Below are 20,039 nucleotides of genomic sequence, written 5' to 3' on the forward strand. Positions count from 1 at the left end.
CCAAAATTCCGATCTGCTTTTCAAAATTGTTCCCGAACTTAAAAATTTGATATATTTTCTGAGCTTCTGCCCGCCGCCATCCGAACCGAACGCCCGTATTGTTTGAAGCGGGCTATGCCGAGCGGTCGAACACCACATTTAGCAAGCCAGAAACGATCGAAAGCACCAAAGATCCGAGCAAGGCGGGAATAAACCCATCAATCCTAAAGCCAGGCGTAATACCGCTGGCGATCCAAATCGTCAAAGCATTGAGGACGAAAGAAAATAGCCCTAGGGTCAAGATCGTGACCGGAAGGGTCAGCCAAAATAGGATCGGTCGCACGATCGCATTGACCAATCCCAAAACAACAGCGGCGATCGCAGCCGCCTCAAGACTCGTCAGGGTAAACCCTGGAATGAGGTAAGCCGCAACCAAAAGCGAAACGGCAGTAATCAACCAAACGAGTAGAAAGTGGGGCATAGAAACTTCTCTCAACGCACGCTTAGAAAAAATTATGGCTGGGACTAGCCCCGTACAACCCCGATCTGTAATAGGGTTAAGGAAATCGGCTGGATCGAACGAGCTAAATGTATCACGGAAAACCGCTACGTAAGGACCTCAGTGGCTTTGTCTAGTGCCGACGCGATCGCCCAAAAACTAGCAACCGTTTTGCCCCCGGAGCGAATCGTCTCCTGCGATCGACAGTCGGAGTCGTGGCAGGGATATTCAAAGGCGGCCTGTATGGATGACGCCAACCCGCTACTCGTGGTTTCGCCAGAGACGGTTGCGGAATTGACCGAAGTCGTGGCTCTGGCCTATCGAGGCCGATGGCGGCTTCTGATTGCAGGCCAAGGGACCAAGCTGGGTTGGGGCATGCCTGCCAAACGGATCGATCTGGCGATCTGCACCCGTCGCTTGAGTCTTCTAGTAGACCATGCCGTTGGCGATATGACCGTTACGGCTCAGGCGGGAATGACCTTCGGCCAACTTCAGGCTATCTTAGCAAAGCACGACCAATGGCTTCCCCTCGATCCGGTCTATCCCGATCGGGCAACCTTGGGCGGCATTCTCGCAACCCGCGATGCCGGATCGCTGCGCCATCGCTACGGCGGCGTGCGCGATTTATGTTTGGGTCTAACCTTCGCGCGTGCTGACGGTCAAGTAGCCAAAGCGGGAGGGCGCGTGGTCAAGAATGTGGCGGGTTACGACCTCATGAAGCTTTTTGCGGGGTCTTTTGGAACTTTAGGCATTGTGACAGAGCTGACGCTGCGCACCTATCCCCTGCCGGAACGCTCTGGGACGGTACTGGTGCGAGGGGAGATGGAGGCGGGCTCTGGGTGCGCAGCTATCGCCAACCTCGCACGAGACCTCATGCAGTCTACGCTCACTCCCACAGCCTTCGATATTTGGACTGGATTAGTGCCGGCTGCGGGCGATGTTATCCTAGCGCTGCGATTTCAAAGCTTGGCGGAAAGCGTCTCGGCCCAGACGGAGCGCGTCTGCGAGACAGCGCGTTCCCTAGGCTTCAAAGCAGAAGCGATCGCGGACCCCAGGGATGCCGATTGGTGGTCGACTGCTGCTGCATCCCTGCGGGAATCCCTCGAGCCCGAAACCGTACTGTGCCAAGTCGGGGTTTTGCCAGCCTCAGCCGTATCGAGCCTGGCTGAAATTCAGGAAAAAGCGGCTCGGCAGTCAGTGGCGCTCCAAGGGCGAATTCACGCGAGAAGCGGCGTGGGACAGTTGCGTTTGACGGGCGCTGAGGAGCGCTGTCGCGCATTGCTGGGAGACATCCGATCTTTTCTAGAACAGGCAGACGGTTATTTAACGATTTTGGAAGCTCCCCTTACCCTCAAGCAAACCATGGAAGTTTGGGGCTATTCTGGCAATGCCTTGGCTACCATGCGTAAACTAAAAGAGCGCTTCGATCCCCAAGGGGGTCTCAATCCCGGTCGTTTTGTGGGTGGACTCTAATGGCTGCACCGGAACTCAATACTGCACCTCAAGGACAACCCTTCGACTTCGAGCATCCCCCCGATGTCAAGCTGATGGATACCTGCGTCCACTGCGGGTTTTGCCTATCGACTTGCCCCAGCTACCGCGTCATCGGCAAAGAAACCGACTCGCCTCGGGGCCGCATTTACATGATGCACGACATCAGCACGGGCAAAACCGCCTTGACAAAGGCGACGGTGCAGCACTTCGACTCCTGCCTGGGCTGTTTGGCCTGCGTGACCACCTGTCCTTCGGGGGTCGAGTACGACAAGCTAATTTCAGCAATGCGCCCTCAAATCGAGCGCAATTATCCCCGCAGCTTGCCCGAACGGGCGCTCCGGCAGCTCATTTTTTCGATCTTTCCTTACCCCCAGCGCCTGCGGTTGCTGCTGCGGCCTCTGCTGGCATACCAACGCCTGGGATTAGAAGACTGGGTGCGGCGCAATCCGCTCTTCAAGAAGATCTTGCCGAAACATATTGCTGCGATGGAGTCGGTGCTGCCTCCGCTTTCGGAAGCCAGCTTTCAAGATAATTTACCTGCCGTCATTCCAGCCCAGGGAACCCAGCGCTATCGCGTCGGGATGCTTTTAGGGTGCGTCCAGCGAATTTTTCTGCCGGAGGTCAATGATGCAACGGTACGGGTGCTGACGGCCAACGGCTGCGAGGTTGTCGTTCCGCCCGATCAAGGCTGCTGCGCGGCGCTACCCCATCACCAAGGCCAAGAAGAGCAGGCTAAAACGATGGCGCGCCAACTGATCGATCGATTCGATATTCAAAATCTGGATGCGGTTTTGGTCAATGCATCCGGGTGCGGGCATACCCTCAAGGAGTATGGCGTCCTGCTCCAAGACGATCTGGAATACGGCGATCGCGCCCTAGCCTTTGCCGCCAAAGTGCGCGACGTTCAGGAATTTCTCGACGACGTGGGTTTGACGGCGCAGCTTTCTCCCCTTCAGGGTTCGACGCCTTTGAGTTTGGTCTATCAAGACGCCTGCCACATGCTCCACGGCCAAAAAATTCAGCAGCAGCCCCGTCGCCTGCTCAAAAAAATCCCCAATGTGAAACTGCGCGAGCCAGTCGATGCGGCGCTGTGCTGCGGCAGCGCGGGAATCTACAATATCTTGCAGCCGGAAGTGGGCGATGAGTTGGGCATTCAAAAGGTGCAAAATCTGACGAACACCAAGGCCCAAGCGATCGTGTCGGCCAATGTGGGCTGTACGGTGCAGTTGCGCAAACACCTCAGGCTTCAGGAGAAAACCACACCTGTATTTCACCCGATGCAGCTCTTGGACTACTCTATCCGAGGAGAATCGCTCCCACTAGGAAGCAACGCGATCGCTAAAAATTAGAGCCCTAAGTGAGGAACAAACAGCATCATTGCCGTAAAGGAACATTTGCGGCAATTCATAAGCTACTTAAAAAAAGCTGTAGTGAGGTGAAGTCATATAGCTGGCTAATGCATTTAATCAAACCCCTTGCTTGCCATCGCTCCAGCCAGCAATCGTTCAAGCCTATTCAGATCTGTGGCATAGCGGCTAGTGGGAGCCGTTTTCCTGCATTGGAAATGGCGGCGGCAGAATGCTGAGGTTTTGCCTGTACTGGGGGCATCGCCGATACTTTGGATTGGGCGATCGCACTTGACTGCGAGGTTGCCGATCGACCAGATACGTGCGATGATACGTGTTAATTGCACGATTCAAATACAATGCCTAAATACAACGGAAGCATAACGACGACAGGGCGTTCTGAGGCAATTAGACTTGATAAAGATCTATTTAAGCAACACCCTGAATTTCAGCAGAAAGCGAAGGTACAGGCTTCTGTGATTGCACCTGGACAGATACTAATTTCCTTGCTCGACAATGTTGCGTCTGTTGATGAGGACGAGGATCCTGTCGTGACGGCTTTCTTGAGCTTTATAGAACAGGACATGTTGAAGTCCCCCGATCGCATCATTCCACTGTCGGATGAGTTATTACAGAATGTGTCTGTTCTCACGCAAGGGGTTGAAGTTTCCGATGAAGAAGTCTTGCCGGATGAGATCGGTTTCTGAAAATGCCTTTTTACGCGGAACGTAATGGATGGAAGCTGTTTTACTATTCAGCTTTTCAGGTTTCGCTTGATTTCCTAATCAAGGAAGTTCAACGGCTCAAAGAAGAACAGCCAGATACCTTTCAACATCACCCTAAGACTAAGTTACTGAAGCGAATTTTAGAATTGGTTGAAAGCGAGATTCCGGCTAATCCAGGCGCAAAAGAATATGCGTTGGGGAATTCGTTAGGGAATTCGTATCGTCACTGGCGCAGAGCTAAATTTTTAGGGCGATTTCGCTTATTCTTTCGTTATAGTAGCGATGAAAAAATAATTATCTATACCTGGGTGAGCGATCGGAACACGCTACGCAAAGCGGGTTCAAAAACTGACCCGTACGCAGTGTTTCGTAAATTGCTTTTTGCAGGCGATCCTCCAGATGACTGGAAAACACTGCTCGAAACTTCCGAAGACCTTGAATAGTTTCAATCGGTTCGATTCTGGATAGCAATGGGTTGGAACGCGCTTTAGAATCCGAGATCCTTCAGAAGCGCGCGATGTTTGCCGAGGGGGGCGATCGCATTGGCCGCGATCGTCCCGCTGGCTGCCACTGCCGGAAGGCCAATTCCGGGAAAACTAGAATCTCCGCAACAGAGCAGACTCTTTAGCGGCGTCTTTGGTCCTGGGAGAATTCCCTGCCCCGCCCAGACAGCAGGCCCGTAGGTCCCGTTGTGACGGCGTAAAAACCGTGCGTGGGTCAGCGGTGTGCCCACTAGCGTCACCTCGCATCGCGCGCGAATATCTGGAACGATCCGCTCCAGCGCCTTCCACATCACCGCTGCGCGGGCTTCTTTTTGGTTGGCGTAGGCTTCGCTGCGGCGGTCTAAACCTTGCCACAAGCGATAGGGTTCCGTAGCTGGGGTGTAAACGTGGATGACGTGTTTGCCGGGGGGCGCTAACGCCGGATCGAGCAGCGAGGGAATGGAAATAGCAATTACATTTTGCGGAGCAGTCACGCCCGCTTCCCAATCGTTCACCGCGATGTAGTGGCACTCTAAATCTGGCGGTAAGTTCGCTCCATCAATACCTAAATGCAGGTGCATGAAGCTCTCGCACTCGGGTGTTTCTTGGCTCTTGACCGCATGGAATTTGGGCATTACCCCCTCTGGGAGGAGCTTGAGCGTATCCCAAATGACCGCGTTAGAAACCACCGCTCGCCGCGCTCGAATTTCTCGGCCATTGCGGAGCCGCACCCCTACGGCGCGATCGCCTTCCACTAAAATCTGTTCTACGTGGGCGTTGAGCTGAAGCCGTCCTCCGCGCCGCTGCAACCCGCGCACCAATGCGTCGACCAAAGCGCCGCTGCCGCCAATGGGGTAGTCCAACACCACGCCGGGGCGGTACCAGTCGGCAAACATGAAGGCGATTTCTGCGGTAATGGTGCCTTTGGCCGGAAGTCCCGACAGCATAAAGCACAGGAGATCCAGCCAGTTGCGGATAAACGGATCGCTCACCACCCCGTCCATAATGGCGCTGAACGGGCCGGTCAATTTAGCAAGACTCGCCGCCTGCTGGAGTAAGGCGGGACCGAAGGAGGCCATCGTCAGCACCGCTCCGAGGTCAGACCGGAGGGCTGCGGGAGGGACGGCGATCGCCGCTTTCCCCAATGGCTCCATGATGGCTTGGAGCGATCGCCACTCTGCCACCGCTTGCGGTCCCCGCAGCTTTGCCAACACGTCATAGAAGGGTTCGGCACCCACCTGGGCGGAAAAGTTACCCTCTGGCAACAGGCAGCCCCAGGCATTGTAAGTTACCCAGGGCAGATCCTCTCCAATGGCATCCAGCACATGCCGCAAAGGATTGGGCGAAGGGCTATAGGACAACCCCGAGTACAGCGATGGCCCAGAATCGAACGTAAATCCGTCGCGCTCAAAAGCATGGGCTGCACCCCCAGGAATCGAGTGACTTTCACACACCATCACCTCAAATCCATAGCGGGCAAGCAAAGCCGCGCAGCTCAGCCCGCCTATCCCGCTTCCAATGACAACAACATCCACGTCGTTATGCTTCACGGCAATCCAGCATCCTTCATCCGATAATCGACGTTTTAGTAGTATGCAATACAATTTTCCTGCGGTAGGACTGATATTCCTAAAAATACTTTAACTTCAGCGTTTTACGGCGCGTAAGTCAGTTTTTTAGACTATCTCCAAGATAGTTACTTTACGTCTTAAAAGCCATCGCTTCTAGGGTTCCGGTCTTCATAACGCGCTGCGTATATGCAGCTTTTGGTAAGATGCTGGTCCAAGAGAAGCAAGCTAGATACTGCCAGGGTTAATCTACCCATGTCTAGCTTCACGGAGGGATAAAAGCCCGGGAGAAGTTTCAGCCGACTGAGCTGAGTGCTTTCCTAGGGCTTTTTTAAGTTGGAACGTTCCAGGATGATAGCTGTGGGCAATAAAATTTTTTTCAGAGAAAAATCTGGATAAATGCAAAACGGTTTGTTAGTGTTGTGTAGCCAACGGTACAAATTAGTGAATATGGCCTTCCCACGCGGGAATTTCATCGCTTTAAGCTAAAACCAAATCTCCCCCTTCCTCGTTCTCAATCAGAATCCCCATTAGAAAATTTATGCAAATTCGTTCTCCCCTTTCTTATGTTGTTCTCTTCGGCATCGTGCTGTCATTCGCGATCGGCTGCTCGAATCCGGCCTCTCAGATGAAAACTGGCACCGATACAGGTGCCTCGCCCACTGCTGTAGCGGGTGCTGTCCGGTTGGGGTTTAGTGCTTGGCCCGGTTGGTTTCCTTGGCAGGTAGCGCAAGAAGCAGGCATTTTTCAAAAAAATAACGTTCCAGTCGAGCTGAAATGGTTTGATGGCTATCTGGAGTCCATCAGCACCCTCACCGCCGGACAAATTGATGCCAACAGCCAAACCCTGGGCGATACAGTCAGTTCCGTTGCAGGAGGAGCGGATCAGGTGGTGGTGTTGGTGAACGACAACTCCACGGGTAACGACAAAATCATTGTCCGAGATGGCATTAAATCCGTTGCCGACCTGAAGGGCAAAAAAGTTGCCGCTGAAGAGGGGACGGTGGATCACTTCTTACTTCTGCAAGGCATGAAGAAAGCAGGCTTAAGCCCCAAAGATATTCAGTTTGTGCCCTTAGAAACCGGGAAGGCGGCTGCGGCCTTTGTGAGCGGCAAAGTGGATGCTGTGGCGGTGTTTGCACCCTTTACAACCCAGGCGCTAAAGCTGAAGGGCAGCAGAGAATTGTTCAGTTCTAAGGACTTTCCAGGGTCTATTTCAGATCACCTGGTCTTTACCCGCAAATTTGTAACTGAGAACCCAGAAAAAGTACAGGCAACGGTCGATTCTTGGTTTGAAACCCTAGACTACATTAAGGCCAACCCTGCTAAAGCCAATGAAATTATGGCCAAGCGTGCGGGCGTTAGTCTTGATGAATACAAAGCCTATGCAGACGGTACCAAAATATTTACGGTTGAAGAAAATATCAAAGCGTTTCAGCCTGGCAGCACGATGACCTCTCTTCCCTTTGCTGCTAAAGAAATGAGCAAATTCCTGACCGAAGTGGGTTTAGCGAAGACAACCCCAGACACCAGTAAAATCTTTGACGATCGCTTTGTGAAAGCCTACGCCCAAAAAGCTAAAAAATCCTAAGCTTTTCTAACCATTGCCCTTACCCCACAGGGATTTAGCATCATGACCCAAAGTCCTGAATCGATTCAGTCGTATCTGAGACCTAAAACCGTTCGTCCAACTGTGTTTTGGCGATTGGCTGAAGACATTCCGCCTCGTCTCAATACGGCCCTTGTCATCGCTTCTATTGGCATTCCGCTTGTCCTATGGTGGTTGGTGACAACCTTAGGCAACGTCGATCCTACGTTTTTGCCTTCTCCAGGCCAGGTGATTGCAGCCTTCGGTCGGCTCTGGCTTTCTGGGGAACTAATGCAAGATACAGTTGCTAGCCTGTGGCGAGTTGGGGTCGGATTTTTATTGGCGGCACTCCTGTCTATTCCAGTGGGCGTTTTGATGGGCAGTTTTGCCAGTATCCGCGCGCTATTGGAGCCGCTGTTTGGGCTGGTGCGCTATATGCCAGCCCCTGCTTTTATTCCGCTGTTGATTTTATATCTGGGTATTGGAGAAGAACCCAAAGTTACGCTGATTTTTATCGGAGTGTTCTTCTTTAACTCTTTGATGGTGATGGATACGGTTAAATTCGTACCCAAAGATCTGATTGAGTCCACCTTCATTTTGGGAGGAAACCGGATCGCCACTCTATTTCAAGTTATTTTCCCTTACGTTTTGCCTGGGATTTTAGATGCCTGCCGCATCAATCTCGCTGCCGCTTGGCAGTTGGTCATTGTCTCCGAGCTGATTGCCGCCACAGAGGGCTTAGGCCGTCGCATTAGCGTTGCGGGCCGCTTTTTGAAAACGGATGAAATTTTTGTGGGTCTGATTGTAATTGGTGTAATTGGCCTCTCGTTCGATTTGCTGTTTCAGTATTTACTGCGCGTATCCTGTAAGTGGGCCAGCCAAAAACGGTAGTTTAGTAACCCGTGTCCCCTGATCGATCGATATCCCTAACCTATAGTGCCCCCTTTTTCTCCAGAGGTATCACCCCGTGTACTTAAAAATTAATTCCCTTCACAAAAACTTTGCGACCAAGAATGGCCCGTTGGTAGTCTTAAAGGACATCAACATGGATATTGAGCAAGGCGAATTTATCTGCGCGGTGGGCGCGTCGGGTTCCGGGAAGTCTACGCTGCTGCGGCAGATTGCAGGGCTGGATCGGCCTTCTTCTGGGGAGGTGAGGATTGATGGGGAGGTCATTTCAGGACCGGGGCCAGATCGTGGCATGGTGTTTCAGCACTATACGCTCTACCCCTGGATGAATGTTCAGCAAAATACGGAGTTCGGTCTCAAGCTGTTGGGGGTACCCAAGAAGGTGCGGCGGGAACAGGCCAGCTATTACCTGAGCGTGGTGGGACTAACGCAGTTTGCCCAAGCGTTGCCCAAGCAGCTCTCTGGCGGCATGAAGCAGCGGGTGGCGATCGCCCGTGCCCTTGCCTCGGAACCCAAGGTGCTGCTGATGGACGAACCGTTTGGAGCACTAGACATTCACACTAAAGAGTCGATGCATGAATTCATGCTGGATTTGTGGCATCGCACCAACATCACCATTTTTATGATCACTCACGATGTGGAAGAAGCAGTCTTTCTAGCCAATCGGGTGTATGCCTTGGGCGCTCGACCCGGCACCGTGCGCAAGGAAATGACCATTAAGCTACCGAACCGCAGCAGCAGCGTCAAACGCCACTCCACCTTTCACGACTACCGCGATGAGTTGATGGATCTGATGCGCCAGCATGGGAAGGAAGCGCTTGCGGCGGTCTAAAGTCTTAATTTACCGATAAACTTTAACTCCCATGCAAGCATTAAAAGACTATTTTCCCTGCTTGATGAACCCAAGACTAATGCCAACTGCACTAAAAGTAGCACTCGTCGTAGGCACCCAGGCATTGGCCGATGAACAACGCGCGCGACAAAGGGGCAGTACCGACGACTGACAGGCGACGGGTTGTTCATGTAAAAAAGACGAGATTTAGGGCCGCGCTTGGTTAAAAGACCTGAAACAAAGCATTGATGCCACAATCGGGAACATCATATTTTCCATACGCTTTCAAGTAATCAAGGTTTGGGATAAACCTGCCGCCAACCTCGATAGGCTTGCCTATTCCTATCACCTTGCCCTCATAAGTGAAGGTTCGCTTTGCATCATCCCATACGCCGCTGTCATGGGGGAAAATCAGCAGCGTGGGACCGAAACCCTTATGATTCATTACAAGGCAATTGTTGGCGATAGCGAGCGGGCCCTTCAGTGGTGCAAGCAGACTTGTCGTATTTGGATTTCGCGACCAACGGGCAACGCGCACGGCATCGCCCGTTGAGCGCGAAGGATTATGTGCCTTGGCGGTTGGGACGCTAGGTGTGTTTGTGGATGGGCTACTGCTTTGCATGCTGGACTCCGGGCTACCGCTGCCAATTGTTCCGTTGACCAGAAAAAAATCAGTGATGCCGCAATCGGGCACTTCATATTTCCCGCTTTGCTTTAGCTCATCAAGCGTTTTGATTTTGCCGCCGCCAACCCCGATCGGCTCACCAATCCTTGTGACTTTGCCATTGTAGGAAAGACTACGCTTCGCATTGTCCCACACACCAGTGCGGTAGGGAAAGATCAGCAAAGTCGGGGGCGCGCCCATGTTGCTCATCACCAGGCAGTTATTGACAACCGCCAGTACGCCCTTCTTCACCGCAAGCATGCTAGGGCCATTTGCCGACCAACGCGCGACACGGACAAGATTACCCGCTGAACGCGAAGGAATACGCGCCTCGGCGGGTGGGATGCTAGTTGTGTTTGTGAGTGGGCCATTGCTTTGCATACTGGCCTTCGAATTACCGCTGCCAGTCGCTCCGTTGTATCCAGAAAGCAAGGAGACCGGCAGCAATAAAGCGATAACTTTTAGCTTATTTGACAAGTATCGTCACTCCAATCGAAGGAAATGCGTCAACGCTAGTATACGTTGAATATAATGTTGTTCCATTTTGAACCCCGTTCTGCCAGGCACAGCCAGACATAACTCCAAAAGCGATAGTGCCTGAGAACCATGGGCCGCCACTGTCTCCCCGGAAACAAAGCAAGGTGCCAGTACCACTTGTTGTTACAGTCCCTGCACCAGACTGGGTATTGCGCACAACAACATATGAGCCACCAGTAGACGGAGTGGTAAGCCCGTTGTTTGTGGTCGAAATGACTTCACCACAACTTTGCACAACATTGCTGCTGCCCGGTGTCTGCTGACCAAGGTGACAGACAAATGAGCCAGTAGTCGTACCAGCAGTTGACAACGTACCGTTACCTACTGCCGTTGACGCTCGACTTCGGGTTCCGGTTACTGAACGCGCTACTCCAGTGCCATCATAGTAAAATTCGGCAACAGCAGTTGGCGTTCCCGAGAGAAACATCAGATCGCCAGCGGGTTGGCGATTTAGCGTTGTTCCCTGGGTCATTACATAGTTAGTGCCTCCATCGTTCAGCGAAATTGGATTAGGACTAGGTGGATTAGGTGGTACGCAATGTCCGGCAGTGACCACCCCCGTTTTACCAGTCGTATTATGCTTTGCGGCAAAGGCAGTCAGGCACCAGCGCCCAGCCGCAACACTACTGAACTGACCACCCCGCAGCGCAACATTAACAAAACCACCTGGAACTAATTCGATACGATAGGGCACCTTTAGAAACTTCGCTGCTTCTGCCGACGCCACATCGGGTGATTTTGCATCGACCATCAACACCACTTCGCCTGTCTTATTATCAACAAAGACATTCTGAAAGCCGGGAATGGCAGCAAGGCTTTGCGCGCTCGCATCGATCGCGGCCTGTAACACCTGCACACTATTGGCAGCCGAACCCTTAAACTTCAGGGGTACTTGAGCCTCTTGCGCAAGGATATCCTCAGCCTGCTCAACTTCGTTATCAGTCAGTTTTAATTTTGCTCGCATTGCCTTGCGTTCGGCGCGCCGCTTGGCCTTGGCCGCAGGATCGCGCTCGGCGACTGCGCGCGCTTTTCTTTTGAGTATGCGATCCGGTTTATTCGCTTTTTTGGTGCGCACAACCAGCGAGAATTGCGTGGTGCTATTGTCAAAATAGCTTCCCGCAAAATCATCGCCTTCCTCAGACTCAGCAGCATCGGCTTCGGCACCGATATCAAACATAATACTCAATCGCTTCGCTGCTTCTTCATACGACACACCATAAGCTTCGGCATAAAGCTTGGCATCAGCCGCAAGCGCTTCGCCACTATCAAGCAGCGTCGGGTTTGTCTCAGTTTGCGCGTAAGCCGATGAAAAATTGGAAATAATTATGGTTGATACCAAAAAGCCAAAGATCGACTTGATTTGAAAGTTATGTCCAATTAATCGTGATTGCCCTGATAGTGAGCGCGGCCTCATAATTTACTCCTCACACAATTAGGATCCCTAGGCAAAATTACCCCAATCCATATGGTTTCTCACCATACATCTGGTCGTTGGGAAAGTCAACTTCATGCCTTAAAAATGCACCTTGAAGAAAAGATTTTCTTAAGGGATAGGATTGACATTCGCGATACAAACCCATTAATAAACACTAAATCCTACATTCAGCAGATTGAAGGTTCCCAAAAATATTTTTCACGAAGTGTCAACAATTACAGCAATTCGCCCGAATCTAATTCTCAACTAGAACTCTCTATTGAGAATAGCTCTATATCTCAGGCAAAGTCTTCATGATTTCAACAGTCGCTCCCAGCAAGGATTTCAGTCATAATTTTAAAATTGACGCTGCAACTTGCCGAACGTGGTTTTTACAAAGGGGGGAACTAAATCTTCAAGTTCTGCCCTTTTCCGTGTCTTGCTCTTCCAAGATCCTTCCTAACACTCAAGTCCTTTCAAATTTCTTCCTCTTTTTATCCCTCATGAATAATGCAGGTTAGAGCGCCTGAATCCAGGGATGAATTTCGTAGTTCGTCCAGATGCCGTTTTGCCAATAGGGATCGCCCTCAACCAGCTCCCGCACGATCGCCTCATTCTCCGCCTCGTAAATCCCAAAGACTAACTTCAGGTCTTGAGTAGGGCCAATGGTGACGAGCGTGCCAGCGGCCTTTTGCGCGGCCAGTCCGTCCAAGTGCGCTTGGCGATAGGGGGCGCGTTTTTCGAGAACATCTTCGCAATATTCGCCCCACAGCACGTACTTCGCCATCTTTCGGACTCCCTCAAAACTCAACCCAGTGCATCCCGATTATACCGATCGCCGTCCGACCTTCTGCCCCATCGGATCGGGTAGAATGCCTGAGTGACGTGCCGTGGCTTCCCGATGACTCTACAGGATTTTCAAGTTTGCGATCGCGACTTAACCGCCGACCAGCTCCAGGCGTACCTCCGATCCGATCGCATCGCCGTCGATACCGAGACGATGGGCTTGTTGCCCCACCGCGATCGCCTTTGTCTAGTGCAGATTTGCAATGGGGCGGGGCAGATTGCGGTCGTTCGCATCGAGCGCGGGCAGGCGGAAGCCCCCAATCTCAAAAAGCTTTTTGAAGCGGAATCGGTCGAGAAAATTTTTCATTTTGCCCGGTTCGATATCGCCACGCTCAAGCATCATCTGGGCATCCAAACCCAGCCCTTTTTCTGCACCAAAATTGCCAGCAAGCTGATCCGCACCTACAGCCCCCGCCACGGGCTGAAGGAACTGGTTGCCGAACTCGAAGGGATCGAACTGGATAAATCCGCTCAAAGTTCCGACTGGGGCAATCCCAAAAACTTGAGCGAAAAGCAGCTCAGCTATGCCGCCAACGACGTGCGCTACCTCATTCCGGTGCAGCAGACCTTGATTGAAATGCTCAAGCGCGAGGACCGCTGGGAATTGGCGCAGTCTTGCCTAAAGTGCTTGCCGACCTTTGTCGATCTGGATTTGATGCTCTACGAGAACGTATTCGAGCACTAAAGGTGTACCTAGAGCAGCTCCATCTTCAAAATTTCCGCAACTATCAAGACCAGTTCGTGGTCTTGGGTGCCCCTAAGACGATTTTAGTAGGGGCCAATGCCCAGGGAAAATCCAACCTGCTGGAAGCCGTGGAGCTGCTGTCAACCCTGCGATCGCATCGTACCAGCCGCGATCGCGACCTCATTTTAGACGGCGAATCCGTCGGTCAGATTGGCGCTCAGTTGATGAGAGATAGCGGCTCCGTCGACCTGCGCCTGACGCTCCACGCCACCGGACGGCGAACGGCAACGGTCCATAGCGAAGCCGTGAAGCGCCAGCTCGATTTTTTAGGCTATATCAACACCGTCCAATTTTCTTGTCTCGACTTAGATCTGGTCCGGGGTGGCCCCGCCGAACGCCGCGACTGGTTGGATGCAGTACTCGTGCAGCTCGAACCCATCTACGCCCACCTGCTCCAGCAGTACCAGCAGGTTCTCAAACAGCGCAACGCCTTTCTCAAAAGACTGCGCGCCATCGAAAACCCTCACTCAGATCCGCAACAGCTCCTGCTCTGGAACCAGCAACTGGCAACCCTCGGCGCGCGCGTGATCCAGCGACGACACCGAATGTTAGGGCGATTAGAACCTCTGGCCCAATCCTGGCATCAGGCCATCAGCGGCAAAACCGAACACCTCGCCCTCGAATATCACCCCAACGTGCGCCACGACCTCGCCCAGCCCGAACAGCTCTTCCCTGAATTTTTGGACCAGATGCAAGTCAAGGCGATCGCCGAATATCACCAAGCCGCGTCCCTTGTAGGCCCCCACCGGGATGAGGTGCATCTCACCATCAACCAAACCCCAGCGCGCCAGTACGGTTCCCAGGGCCAACAGCGCACCCTAGTCTTAGCCCTCAAACTGGCCGAGCTTCAACTGATCGAAGAAGTCATTGGAGAACCACCCCTACTGCTGCTCGACGACGTCCTCGCCGAACTTGACCTCAACCGCCAAAACCAGCTCCTAGACGCCATCCAAGATCGCTTTCAAACCCTAATCACGACCACCCATCTGGGCGCGTTTGACGCAAAGTGGCTCCAATCGGCTGAAATCTTATCCGTCGAAACGGGGCACCTCTCGGCCATGGACGGACCCCATTAAGGCGATGCAGGAGCGCTGGCTGGCGAGGGATCCGGGCTGGGCTGGGCTTCGACCGCTGGAGGCGCGCTCTGCGGGGATGGAGGCGCGCTGGGCGAAGCTTCAATCGCTGGAGCTGGCAATGGCTCCATGCTTGCAGAAGGCTCCTCGCTGGGCGCGGGAGAAGGGCTTGGTGCTGGGACGCTTGAGGCTTTTGGCGCGAAGCGCTGCAATACTTCGTCCTTAGATAGCGGCGTTGCGGGCTTCACTAGGATCTCAGACGCTGCGGGCGAAGGCTTTGGCTCGAGGGTCGGATCTTTGACAGGAGAACTTTTTTGCCCTGATATCGGGGCTTTTGAAGGGGAATCACCCGCAGCAGAAGGGCTTGGCGAGGGTTTGGGACTGGCAGACGAACCCGATTCGGGGCTGGGGGTCGGCGTCGCAGTTGGATTGGGCGCGACCGTCTCCTTCAGAGGAGCGGCAGGGCGCAGCATTACTTCAAACGTCACGATCTGGTAAGCGCCGTTCGGCTGAATAGAATGAGTCTTGGCGGTTTCGATCGCGGCGGCGGTCATTTGAAGGTTGTCTGCGGACCGGACCGTCTGGACATCTACAACAGAACCGTCTGGACCGTACAAGACCGCAACGCGAGCGGAAGTCTCTTGCACTCCGCTTGCGTTCGCTTCAGCAGGATAGGTGCCCGATAGACTGGGGCCAGTTTGGATGCTAATGTCTTGGCCCAGTTCTTTCCCTTTCGCAATGGCCCAGGTTTTAGTCCCCCCGCGCTCTTCGGGAGAGATTTCGCGGGGCGTTTCGCGGGGTATCTCGGGGGGAGCGATCGGAGTGGACGCGGGATCGGGCGTGGCATTGGGCGTGGTATTAAAGGATGCAGGAGGAGACACCCCTGGATTAACGCGGGTCAGGGATGGATTCGGGTCCACTTTATAGCCAGAATAGTCTGGCGGGTTGGGCAAAGGCTTGTTGCCAGAGGCGCTCGGGCCAATGTAGTCGCTGATGTTAAATCTGCGGGGATAGGCACCCAATAGATTTTTAGGGATATCGTAAGTTCGCGAGGGGAGATTGGGCGCTACGGATCGCTGGGGAGGGTTCTGGATCGACAGCTTGCCGAGGTCGATGGAAGATGGGTTGGAACCCAGATAAACGGACTGGGATGCGGATTTCTGAAGCTTTGTCAAATCGGGCAGCGCGGACAGTTCGGGAACGTCTCCGAGATTGATGGGCGGAAGGCCATTGGGGACGGGGAGGCCGTTCATTGGAAGCCCCCCATTTGTCGGTTGACCGGCAGCGCTACCGCCAGGAGCAATATTGACGATCCGCAAGGGGGCGGGCAGGCTCTCCGCAGGTTTGAGTACTGAAAAAAGAACTAATATCCCGTGAATGCCTGCCGAACCGATCATTGCCATGACGGTTGGGTTGCGTAAAGCGCCGCTCAGGATTTCAGGTCTAGTAGACTGCATTGTTTTTCTCTTTCACAGAACGGTTGGGCACAGTGGCATGAATCTGTTTTTATCCCTGTCCGGGATTTTTAAACGACCGGACTCGGTCTAGGCAATACTGCGTTTTAATTATGCTAACGGAAGACGCACTGCGATCGCCGTTCGTTTCCGTTGCGGTAACGGAGACGAAGCGGGGCCAATCGTAAAATTCAGGTTCGACGTTCCGTTCGTTGCGGTTCCTTAGTACGATGGATACATAAAAACCTAGATTTTTGCGCGACATCGTCCATCATTAAGGAGTTTTAAAGTGGTAGAGCCATTGTTGTCTGGAATCGTGCTGGGGCTAATTCCCATTACGCTAGCGGGGTTGTTCGTAGCGGCCTACCTACAGTACAAGCGTGGAAACGAGCTAGAGCTGTAGGTCTTTCGAGCGCGATCGCCCCGTTCGAGCGGCGATCGCATCCCGAGTTTTTCGCTCTCTCGATCGGCATGCCTGCGGCATTAGGTTAGCAGACCGGGCTATAGTAGATGGCTGTTCTGCAATGTTTGCACTTCAGAAAATTAGAGGGAAAAAACGCAATGGCTCATACGATAGTGACTGATGTTTGCGAAGGCGTTGCGGATTGCGTTGATGCTTGCCCAGTAGCCTGTATCCACGAAGGGCCGGGCAAAAATACAAAGGGAACTGACTGGTACTGGATTGACTTTGCAACCTGCATTGATTGCGGGATTTGCCTTCAAGTTTGCCCCGTAGAAGGCGCAATCGTGGCCGAAGAGCGTCCGGAACTTCAAAAGACTCCAGCATAAGGCGAGGCCGCGCGGCGATCGAAGGTTCTTTTCCGTCCGCTGATTTTTGCGCGAGGCGAATTGAAGCTGATAGGATGAGACTCGACTAGCCCCATGAGTTCGAGCGATCGCTGGATGTCCGTTACCGCTGAGCCGCTGCTGCGCGTTGAATCTGTTTTTGCTGGATACGTTCCAGGACTGGATATTTTGCAGGGCACAAATCTCTACGTTGCCCCCGGCGAAATTGTTGCCATCATTGGCCCGAATGGTGCGGGCAAATCGACCCTAGCAAAGTGCATCTGCGGGTTAGTTCCGCCCCATACCGGCCAGGTTGTTTTTCAAGGCCGCAGCATTGCCAAGCTCAAGCCCAATGAGATTGTGACGCGTGGAATGTGCTATGTGCCTCAGATTTCGAATGTATTTAGATCCTTGACCGTTGAAGAAAATCTAGAGATGGGGGCGTTTGTGCGGACGGTACCCCTCGGCCCGCTCAAGCAAAAAATCTACGATGCCTTTCCCAAGCTGGCAGAGCGACGCAAGCAGCAGGCTGGAACCCTTTCTGGTGGAGAGCGCCAAATGCTAGCAATGGGCCGCGCCATGATGCTAGACCCAAAACTGTTGATTTTAGACGAACCCTCCGCTGCGCTCTCTCCTATCTTGGTCGATGAAATCTTTGCCAAAATTAAGGCGATCAATCAAAACGGCGTTTCCATTATTTTAGTCGAGCAGAACGCCCGCAAAGCCCTATCTATGGCCCACCGAGGGTACGTGCTCGACTCGGGCCGCGATCGCTACGAAGGCCCCGGTCCGCAACTGCTCGACGACCCCAAAGTAGGCGCGCTTTACCTTGGCGGACATATTGCCGAAGCTGAAGATTAAACTGATACCTGAAAAGGGAGGCGAGTATGTCCGCAACCGATCCGCTGACCGAGCTCTATCATTACCGTCGGATTTCCCCTGAGATTGCCACCAGCGGGCAACCCACCGAGGAGCAGTTTCAGCGCATTGCAGCACAAGGGATTCAGGCGGTCATCAATTTAGGACTAACAGATGCGGACTATGCCCTGCCCGACGAACAGGGGTTAGTCCAATCCATGGGGTTGAGCTATTTGCATATTCCGGTGCAGTGGGAGCATCCTACCCTCAAAAATTTCCAGGATTTTTTAGCTGCGATGCGCCGCTATAACGATCGAAGCCTTCTGGTTCACTGTGCTGCCAATTTTCGAGTGTCTTGTTTTATGGCGCTCTACCATGTCTTTGAAGATGGGTGGATCCCTGAGCAGGCGATGGCAGATCTGAAAGCGGTGTGGTCGCCGAATCAGGTCTGGCAGAATTTTATCGCGACAGTATTAGAACGGGGCATTGAGTGAATGATGGTACAGGTCAAAATCTACGGTCTCCGAGATCGCCTCTTTCCTAAAATTCAGTCCATGTCGGATACGGTTCATGCTTGCCTAATGGAGACCCTTAACGTCCCCCCTGATAAGCGATTCCATCGATTTATGACCTTAGAGCCAGAAACCTTCCTGTACCCTGACGATCGCACAGAGAACTACACGATCCTCGAAATTTCGATGTTTGAAGGACGAACTGTCGAAACTAAAAAGCGACTCATTCGCTTGCTGTTTGAGCGGTTTCAGTCCGATTTCGATATTGCTCCTTTAGATTTGGAAATTACACTTCTCGAAACACCCAAGGCAAATTGGGGTGTTCGCGGCATGCTGGGAGATGAATTGTAAAAAAACGAGCCGAGCTTGGGACGCCCGACCACCGCACGTTTTTCTTTGTCAGGAAACCCTGAAAAACCTAAAAGCCTTGAGGAGAAGGAACTTAAGGAATTTAAAGATAAGCGCCGATTTTAAGTCTGGGGTTTAGAGAATTTTCCCATCGCAAAATTACCGTAGTCTTACAGAGAGATCCGCGCGTTAAATTCTCGAAAGTTCCGTAAATTCTCCCTGTAGGTTCTCGGGTCGGATCTGTTTAGATAGACATATTGATGGAGCTGTCATACCCCCCGCACAGCTCACGTAGTCCCCGAAATGGCTACTTGCTCCGAAAGGACAAGGCGCAAACTAGCAGGCCTAAAGTCAGAAAACATTATGGGTATGGATGTTGCTAGTACCGAAGGGACTTTCTTCTTGATGTGGGTAGCGATCGCGATGAGGGTCGCTACCTTGCCTCAATCAGAACGAACAATTTTCAAACAGGCCCAATCTTCTTGCTGCCAGCGCTGCACCACTTGCCAACCTCGAGCAGTCAGGGCTTCCACTACATCCGGCACCTGTCTTTGCAAAATACCGCTCAGGATTCCCCACCCTTGGGGTTTGGTCAAGGTTTTCATTTGGGGCACTAACTCAATGATGACGTGGGCCAAAATATTGCAGCAAAAGCCGTCTACAGGTTCCTGAGCTAGGGCGATCGCCGTCTCTATGCTGCCTTCAGTCGCGACCATCCGGTCTGGCGCGATGGCATTGAGATCCCGACATTCCCGCGCGGCCTGAACGGCGAGGGGGTCGGTATCGACCGCAAAGGCTCGACCTGCTCCCAACTGGAGGGCGGCGATCGCCAATATTCCAGTCCCGCAACCAATATCGGCAACGGTAGGCGGGTGAGCGCTCGGCTGCGCCAATTGCTGTTCGAGCGCGACTAAACACAGTTGCGTCGTGGCATGAGCGCCAGTGCCAAACGCAACGCCGGGATTGAGCCGCAAAACAATTCGGTCGGTTGCGGGAACGGGCAGCCAGTCGGGATGGATGAGGAGGCGATCGCCCACTTCCGTGGGGTGCCAGTAATCTTTCCAGCTACTCGCCCAGTCTTCCTCTCGAATCGCGCTCCAACTGACTTCAGAAAGGCTGAGGTTCGCGTCTGCTGCAACTTGCTTGAAGTACTGCGCCATTTCCGCTAGGCGCGCTTCGGAAACCTGACTTTGGGCAAAATACCCGCAGATTTTAAGCTGACCGCCTTCGATCTGACTTGCGGTGCCTTGACATCCCTGTGCCTGAAGCGCCCAAGACAATAGCTCATCTGAAGCAGGTTCGCTGAGAATTTGGAGCGCCCACCAATAATTTTCCGTCATCTACAATCCTCGATAACACAGCGCAAGCCATCTTAGTTCA

At 53.0% G+C, this 20,039-nt stretch carries 22 protein-coding genes and 2 riboswitches; of the genes, 14 read left to right on the top strand and 8 right to left on the bottom strand.

Annotated features, from left to right (window positions below; translation table 11 throughout):
- Positions 1-112: 112 nt before the first annotated feature.
- A complete protein-coding gene (locus R6H26_RS00745; RefSeq protein ID WP_404787468.1) occupies positions 113-460 on the bottom strand; it encodes a phage holin family protein in 348 nt (115 codons plus the stop codon).
- A 147-nt stretch (positions 461-607) separates the two neighbouring features.
- On the opposite strand from R6H26_RS00745, the gene R6H26_RS00750 reads away from it, so the two are divergent.
- Together R6H26_RS00750 and R6H26_RS00755 are read left to right on the top strand one after the other, a co-directional pair.
- Positions 608-1,951, top strand: a complete 1,344-nt coding sequence (locus R6H26_RS00750) for an FAD-binding oxidoreductase (RefSeq protein ID WP_404787470.1) — start codon at positions 608-610, stop codon at positions 1,949-1,951.
- Positions 1,951-3,321 carry a (Fe-S)-binding protein gene (locus R6H26_RS00755; RefSeq protein ID WP_404787472.1) on the top strand — a complete coding sequence of 457 codons (1,371 nt, stop codon included), beginning with the start codon at positions 1,951-1,953 and terminating at the stop codon, positions 3,319-3,321. Before R6H26_RS00750 ends, R6H26_RS00755 begins: the two co-directional genes overlap by 1 nt.
- Positions 3,322-3,507: 186 nt before the next feature.
- On the opposite strand, the gene R6H26_RS00760 is transcribed toward R6H26_RS00755, so the two are convergent.
- Positions 3,508-3,672 carry a hypothetical protein gene (locus R6H26_RS00760; protein ID WP_404787474.1) on the bottom strand — a complete coding sequence of 55 codons (165 nt, stop codon included), beginning with the start codon at positions 3,670-3,672 and terminating at the stop codon, positions 3,508-3,510.
- A gap of 5 nt (positions 3,673-3,677) precedes the next feature.
- Between R6H26_RS00760 and R6H26_RS00765 the strand changes: the two genes are divergently transcribed.
- Positions 3,678-4,025 (top strand): type II toxin-antitoxin system PrlF family antitoxin, encoded by a 348-nt coding sequence (locus R6H26_RS00765; protein ID WP_404787475.1) that lies wholly within the window; start codon positions 3,678-3,680, stop codon positions 4,023-4,025.
- A gap of 2 nt (positions 4,026-4,027) precedes the next feature.
- Complete coding sequence (locus R6H26_RS00770) at positions 4,028-4,486, top strand: type II toxin-antitoxin system YhaV family toxin (protein WP_404787477.1); 459 nt, start codon at positions 4,028-4,030, stop codon at positions 4,484-4,486.
- Between the two features lie 44 nt (positions 4,487-4,530).
- On the opposite strand, the gene R6H26_RS00775 is transcribed toward R6H26_RS00770, so the two are convergent.
- A complete protein-coding gene (locus tag R6H26_RS00775; protein WP_404787479.1) occupies positions 4,531-6,075 on the bottom strand; it encodes a phytoene desaturase family protein in 1,545 nt (514 codons plus the stop codon).
- Positions 6,076-6,238: 163 nt separating this feature from the next.
- Positions 6,239-6,385: riboswitch (guanidine-I (ykkC/yxkD leader) on the top strand.
- Between the two features lie 249 nt (positions 6,386-6,634).
- Between R6H26_RS00775 and R6H26_RS00780 the strand changes: the two genes are divergently transcribed.
- The 3 genes from R6H26_RS00780 to R6H26_RS00790 all read left to right on the top strand — a co-directional run bounded on the left by R6H26_RS00780 (position 6,635) and on the right by R6H26_RS00790 (position 9,422).
- A complete protein-coding gene (locus R6H26_RS00780; protein ID WP_404787481.1) occupies positions 6,635-7,684 on the top strand; it encodes an ABC transporter substrate-binding protein in 1,050 nt (349 codons plus the stop codon).
- A gap of 42 nt (positions 7,685-7,726) precedes the next feature.
- Positions 7,727-8,572, top strand: a complete 846-nt coding sequence (locus R6H26_RS00785) for an ABC transporter permease (protein WP_404787482.1) — start codon at positions 7,727-7,729, stop codon at positions 8,570-8,572.
- Positions 8,573-8,648: 76 nt separating this feature from the next.
- Positions 8,649-9,422, top strand: a complete 774-nt coding sequence (locus R6H26_RS00790; RefSeq protein WP_404787484.1) for an ABC transporter ATP-binding protein — start codon at positions 8,649-8,651, stop codon at positions 9,420-9,422.
- Between the two features lie 223 nt (positions 9,423-9,645).
- On the opposite strand, the gene R6H26_RS00795 is transcribed toward R6H26_RS00790, so the two are convergent.
- From R6H26_RS00795 to R6H26_RS00805, 3 genes are all read right to left on the bottom strand, one after another.
- Entirely contained in the window at positions 9,646-10,563 is a 918-nt protein-coding gene (locus R6H26_RS00795) for a hypothetical protein (protein WP_404787485.1), read from the bottom strand.
- Positions 10,553-12,037 carry a hypothetical protein gene (locus tag R6H26_RS00800; protein WP_404787487.1) on the bottom strand — a complete coding sequence of 495 codons (1,485 nt, stop codon included), beginning with the start codon at positions 12,035-12,037 and terminating at the stop codon, positions 10,553-10,555. Before R6H26_RS00800 ends, R6H26_RS00795 begins: the two co-directional genes overlap by 11 nt.
- 517 nt (positions 12,038-12,554) lie before the next feature.
- Positions 12,555-12,824 (bottom strand): YciI family protein, encoded by a 270-nt coding sequence (locus R6H26_RS00805; RefSeq protein WP_404787488.1) that lies wholly within the window; start codon positions 12,822-12,824, stop codon positions 12,555-12,557.
- A gap of 114 nt (positions 12,825-12,938) precedes the next feature.
- Here R6H26_RS00805 and R6H26_RS00810 point away from each other — a divergent pair, with 114 nt between their 5' ends.
- Positions 12,939-13,568 carry a ribonuclease H-like domain-containing protein gene (locus R6H26_RS00810; protein ID WP_404787489.1) on the top strand — a complete coding sequence of 210 codons (630 nt, stop codon included), beginning with the start codon at positions 12,939-12,941 and terminating at the stop codon, positions 13,566-13,568.
- A 2-nt stretch (positions 13,569-13,570) separates the two neighbouring features.
- Entirely contained in the window at positions 13,571-14,704 is a 1,134-nt protein-coding gene (gene recF / locus R6H26_RS00815; RefSeq protein ID WP_404787491.1) for a DNA replication/repair protein RecF, read from the top strand.
- On the opposite strand, the gene R6H26_RS00820 is transcribed toward recF, so the two are convergent.
- The gene (locus tag R6H26_RS00820; RefSeq protein ID WP_404787493.1) at positions 14,701-16,158 is read right to left on the bottom strand and encodes a hypothetical protein; all 1,458 of its coding nucleotides are present in this window, start codon (positions 16,156-16,158) and stop codon (positions 14,701-14,703) included. The two genes, recF and R6H26_RS00820, sit on opposite strands and share 4 nt — an antisense overlap.
- Positions 16,159-16,444: 286 nt before the next feature.
- Here R6H26_RS00820 and petG point away from each other — a divergent pair, with 286 nt between their 5' ends.
- The 5 genes from petG to R6H26_RS00845 all read left to right on the top strand — a co-directional run bounded on the left by petG (position 16,445) and on the right by R6H26_RS00845 (position 18,662).
- The gene (petG, locus tag R6H26_RS00825) at positions 16,445-16,558 is read left to right on the top strand and encodes a cytochrome b6-f complex subunit V (RefSeq protein ID WP_404787495.1); all 114 of its coding nucleotides are present in this window, start codon (positions 16,445-16,447) and stop codon (positions 16,556-16,558) included.
- Between the two features lie 158 nt (positions 16,559-16,716).
- The gene (locus tag R6H26_RS00830) at positions 16,717-16,944 is read left to right on the top strand and encodes an indolepyruvate ferredoxin oxidoreductase subunit alpha (RefSeq protein ID WP_404787497.1); all 228 of its coding nucleotides are present in this window, start codon (positions 16,717-16,719) and stop codon (positions 16,942-16,944) included.
- A 93-nt stretch (positions 16,945-17,037) separates the two neighbouring features.
- The gene (locus R6H26_RS00835) at positions 17,038-17,802 is read left to right on the top strand and encodes an ABC transporter ATP-binding protein (protein ID WP_404787499.1); all 765 of its coding nucleotides are present in this window, start codon (positions 17,038-17,040) and stop codon (positions 17,800-17,802) included.
- 26 nt (positions 17,803-17,828) lie between these two features.
- Complete coding sequence (locus R6H26_RS00840) at positions 17,829-18,293, top strand: protein tyrosine phosphatase family protein (RefSeq protein ID WP_404787500.1); 465 nt, start codon at positions 17,829-17,831, stop codon at positions 18,291-18,293.
- Positions 18,294-18,662: a tautomerase family protein gene (locus tag R6H26_RS00845; RefSeq protein ID WP_404787502.1), complete on the top strand. Its 369-nt coding sequence runs from the start codon at positions 18,294-18,296 to the stop codon at positions 18,660-18,662. It abuts the gene before it with no gap.
- A 292-nt stretch (positions 18,663-18,954) separates the two neighbouring features.
- A riboswitch (cyclic di-GMP riboswitch) is annotated at positions 18,955-19,049 on the top strand.
- Positions 19,050-19,102: 53 nt separating this feature from the next.
- Here R6H26_RS00845 and prmA read toward each other — a convergent pair.
- A complete protein-coding gene (gene prmA, locus R6H26_RS00850) occupies positions 19,103-19,999 on the bottom strand; it encodes a 50S ribosomal protein L11 methyltransferase (protein WP_404787504.1) in 897 nt (298 codons plus the stop codon).
- Positions 20,000-20,039 lie beyond the last annotated feature (40 nt).

It is taken from the genome of Altericista sp. CCNU0014, from assembly GCF_044923475.1.
Lineage (GTDB): Bacteria > Cyanobacteriota > Cyanobacteriia > Thermosynechococcales > Thermosynechococcaceae > JAAURS01.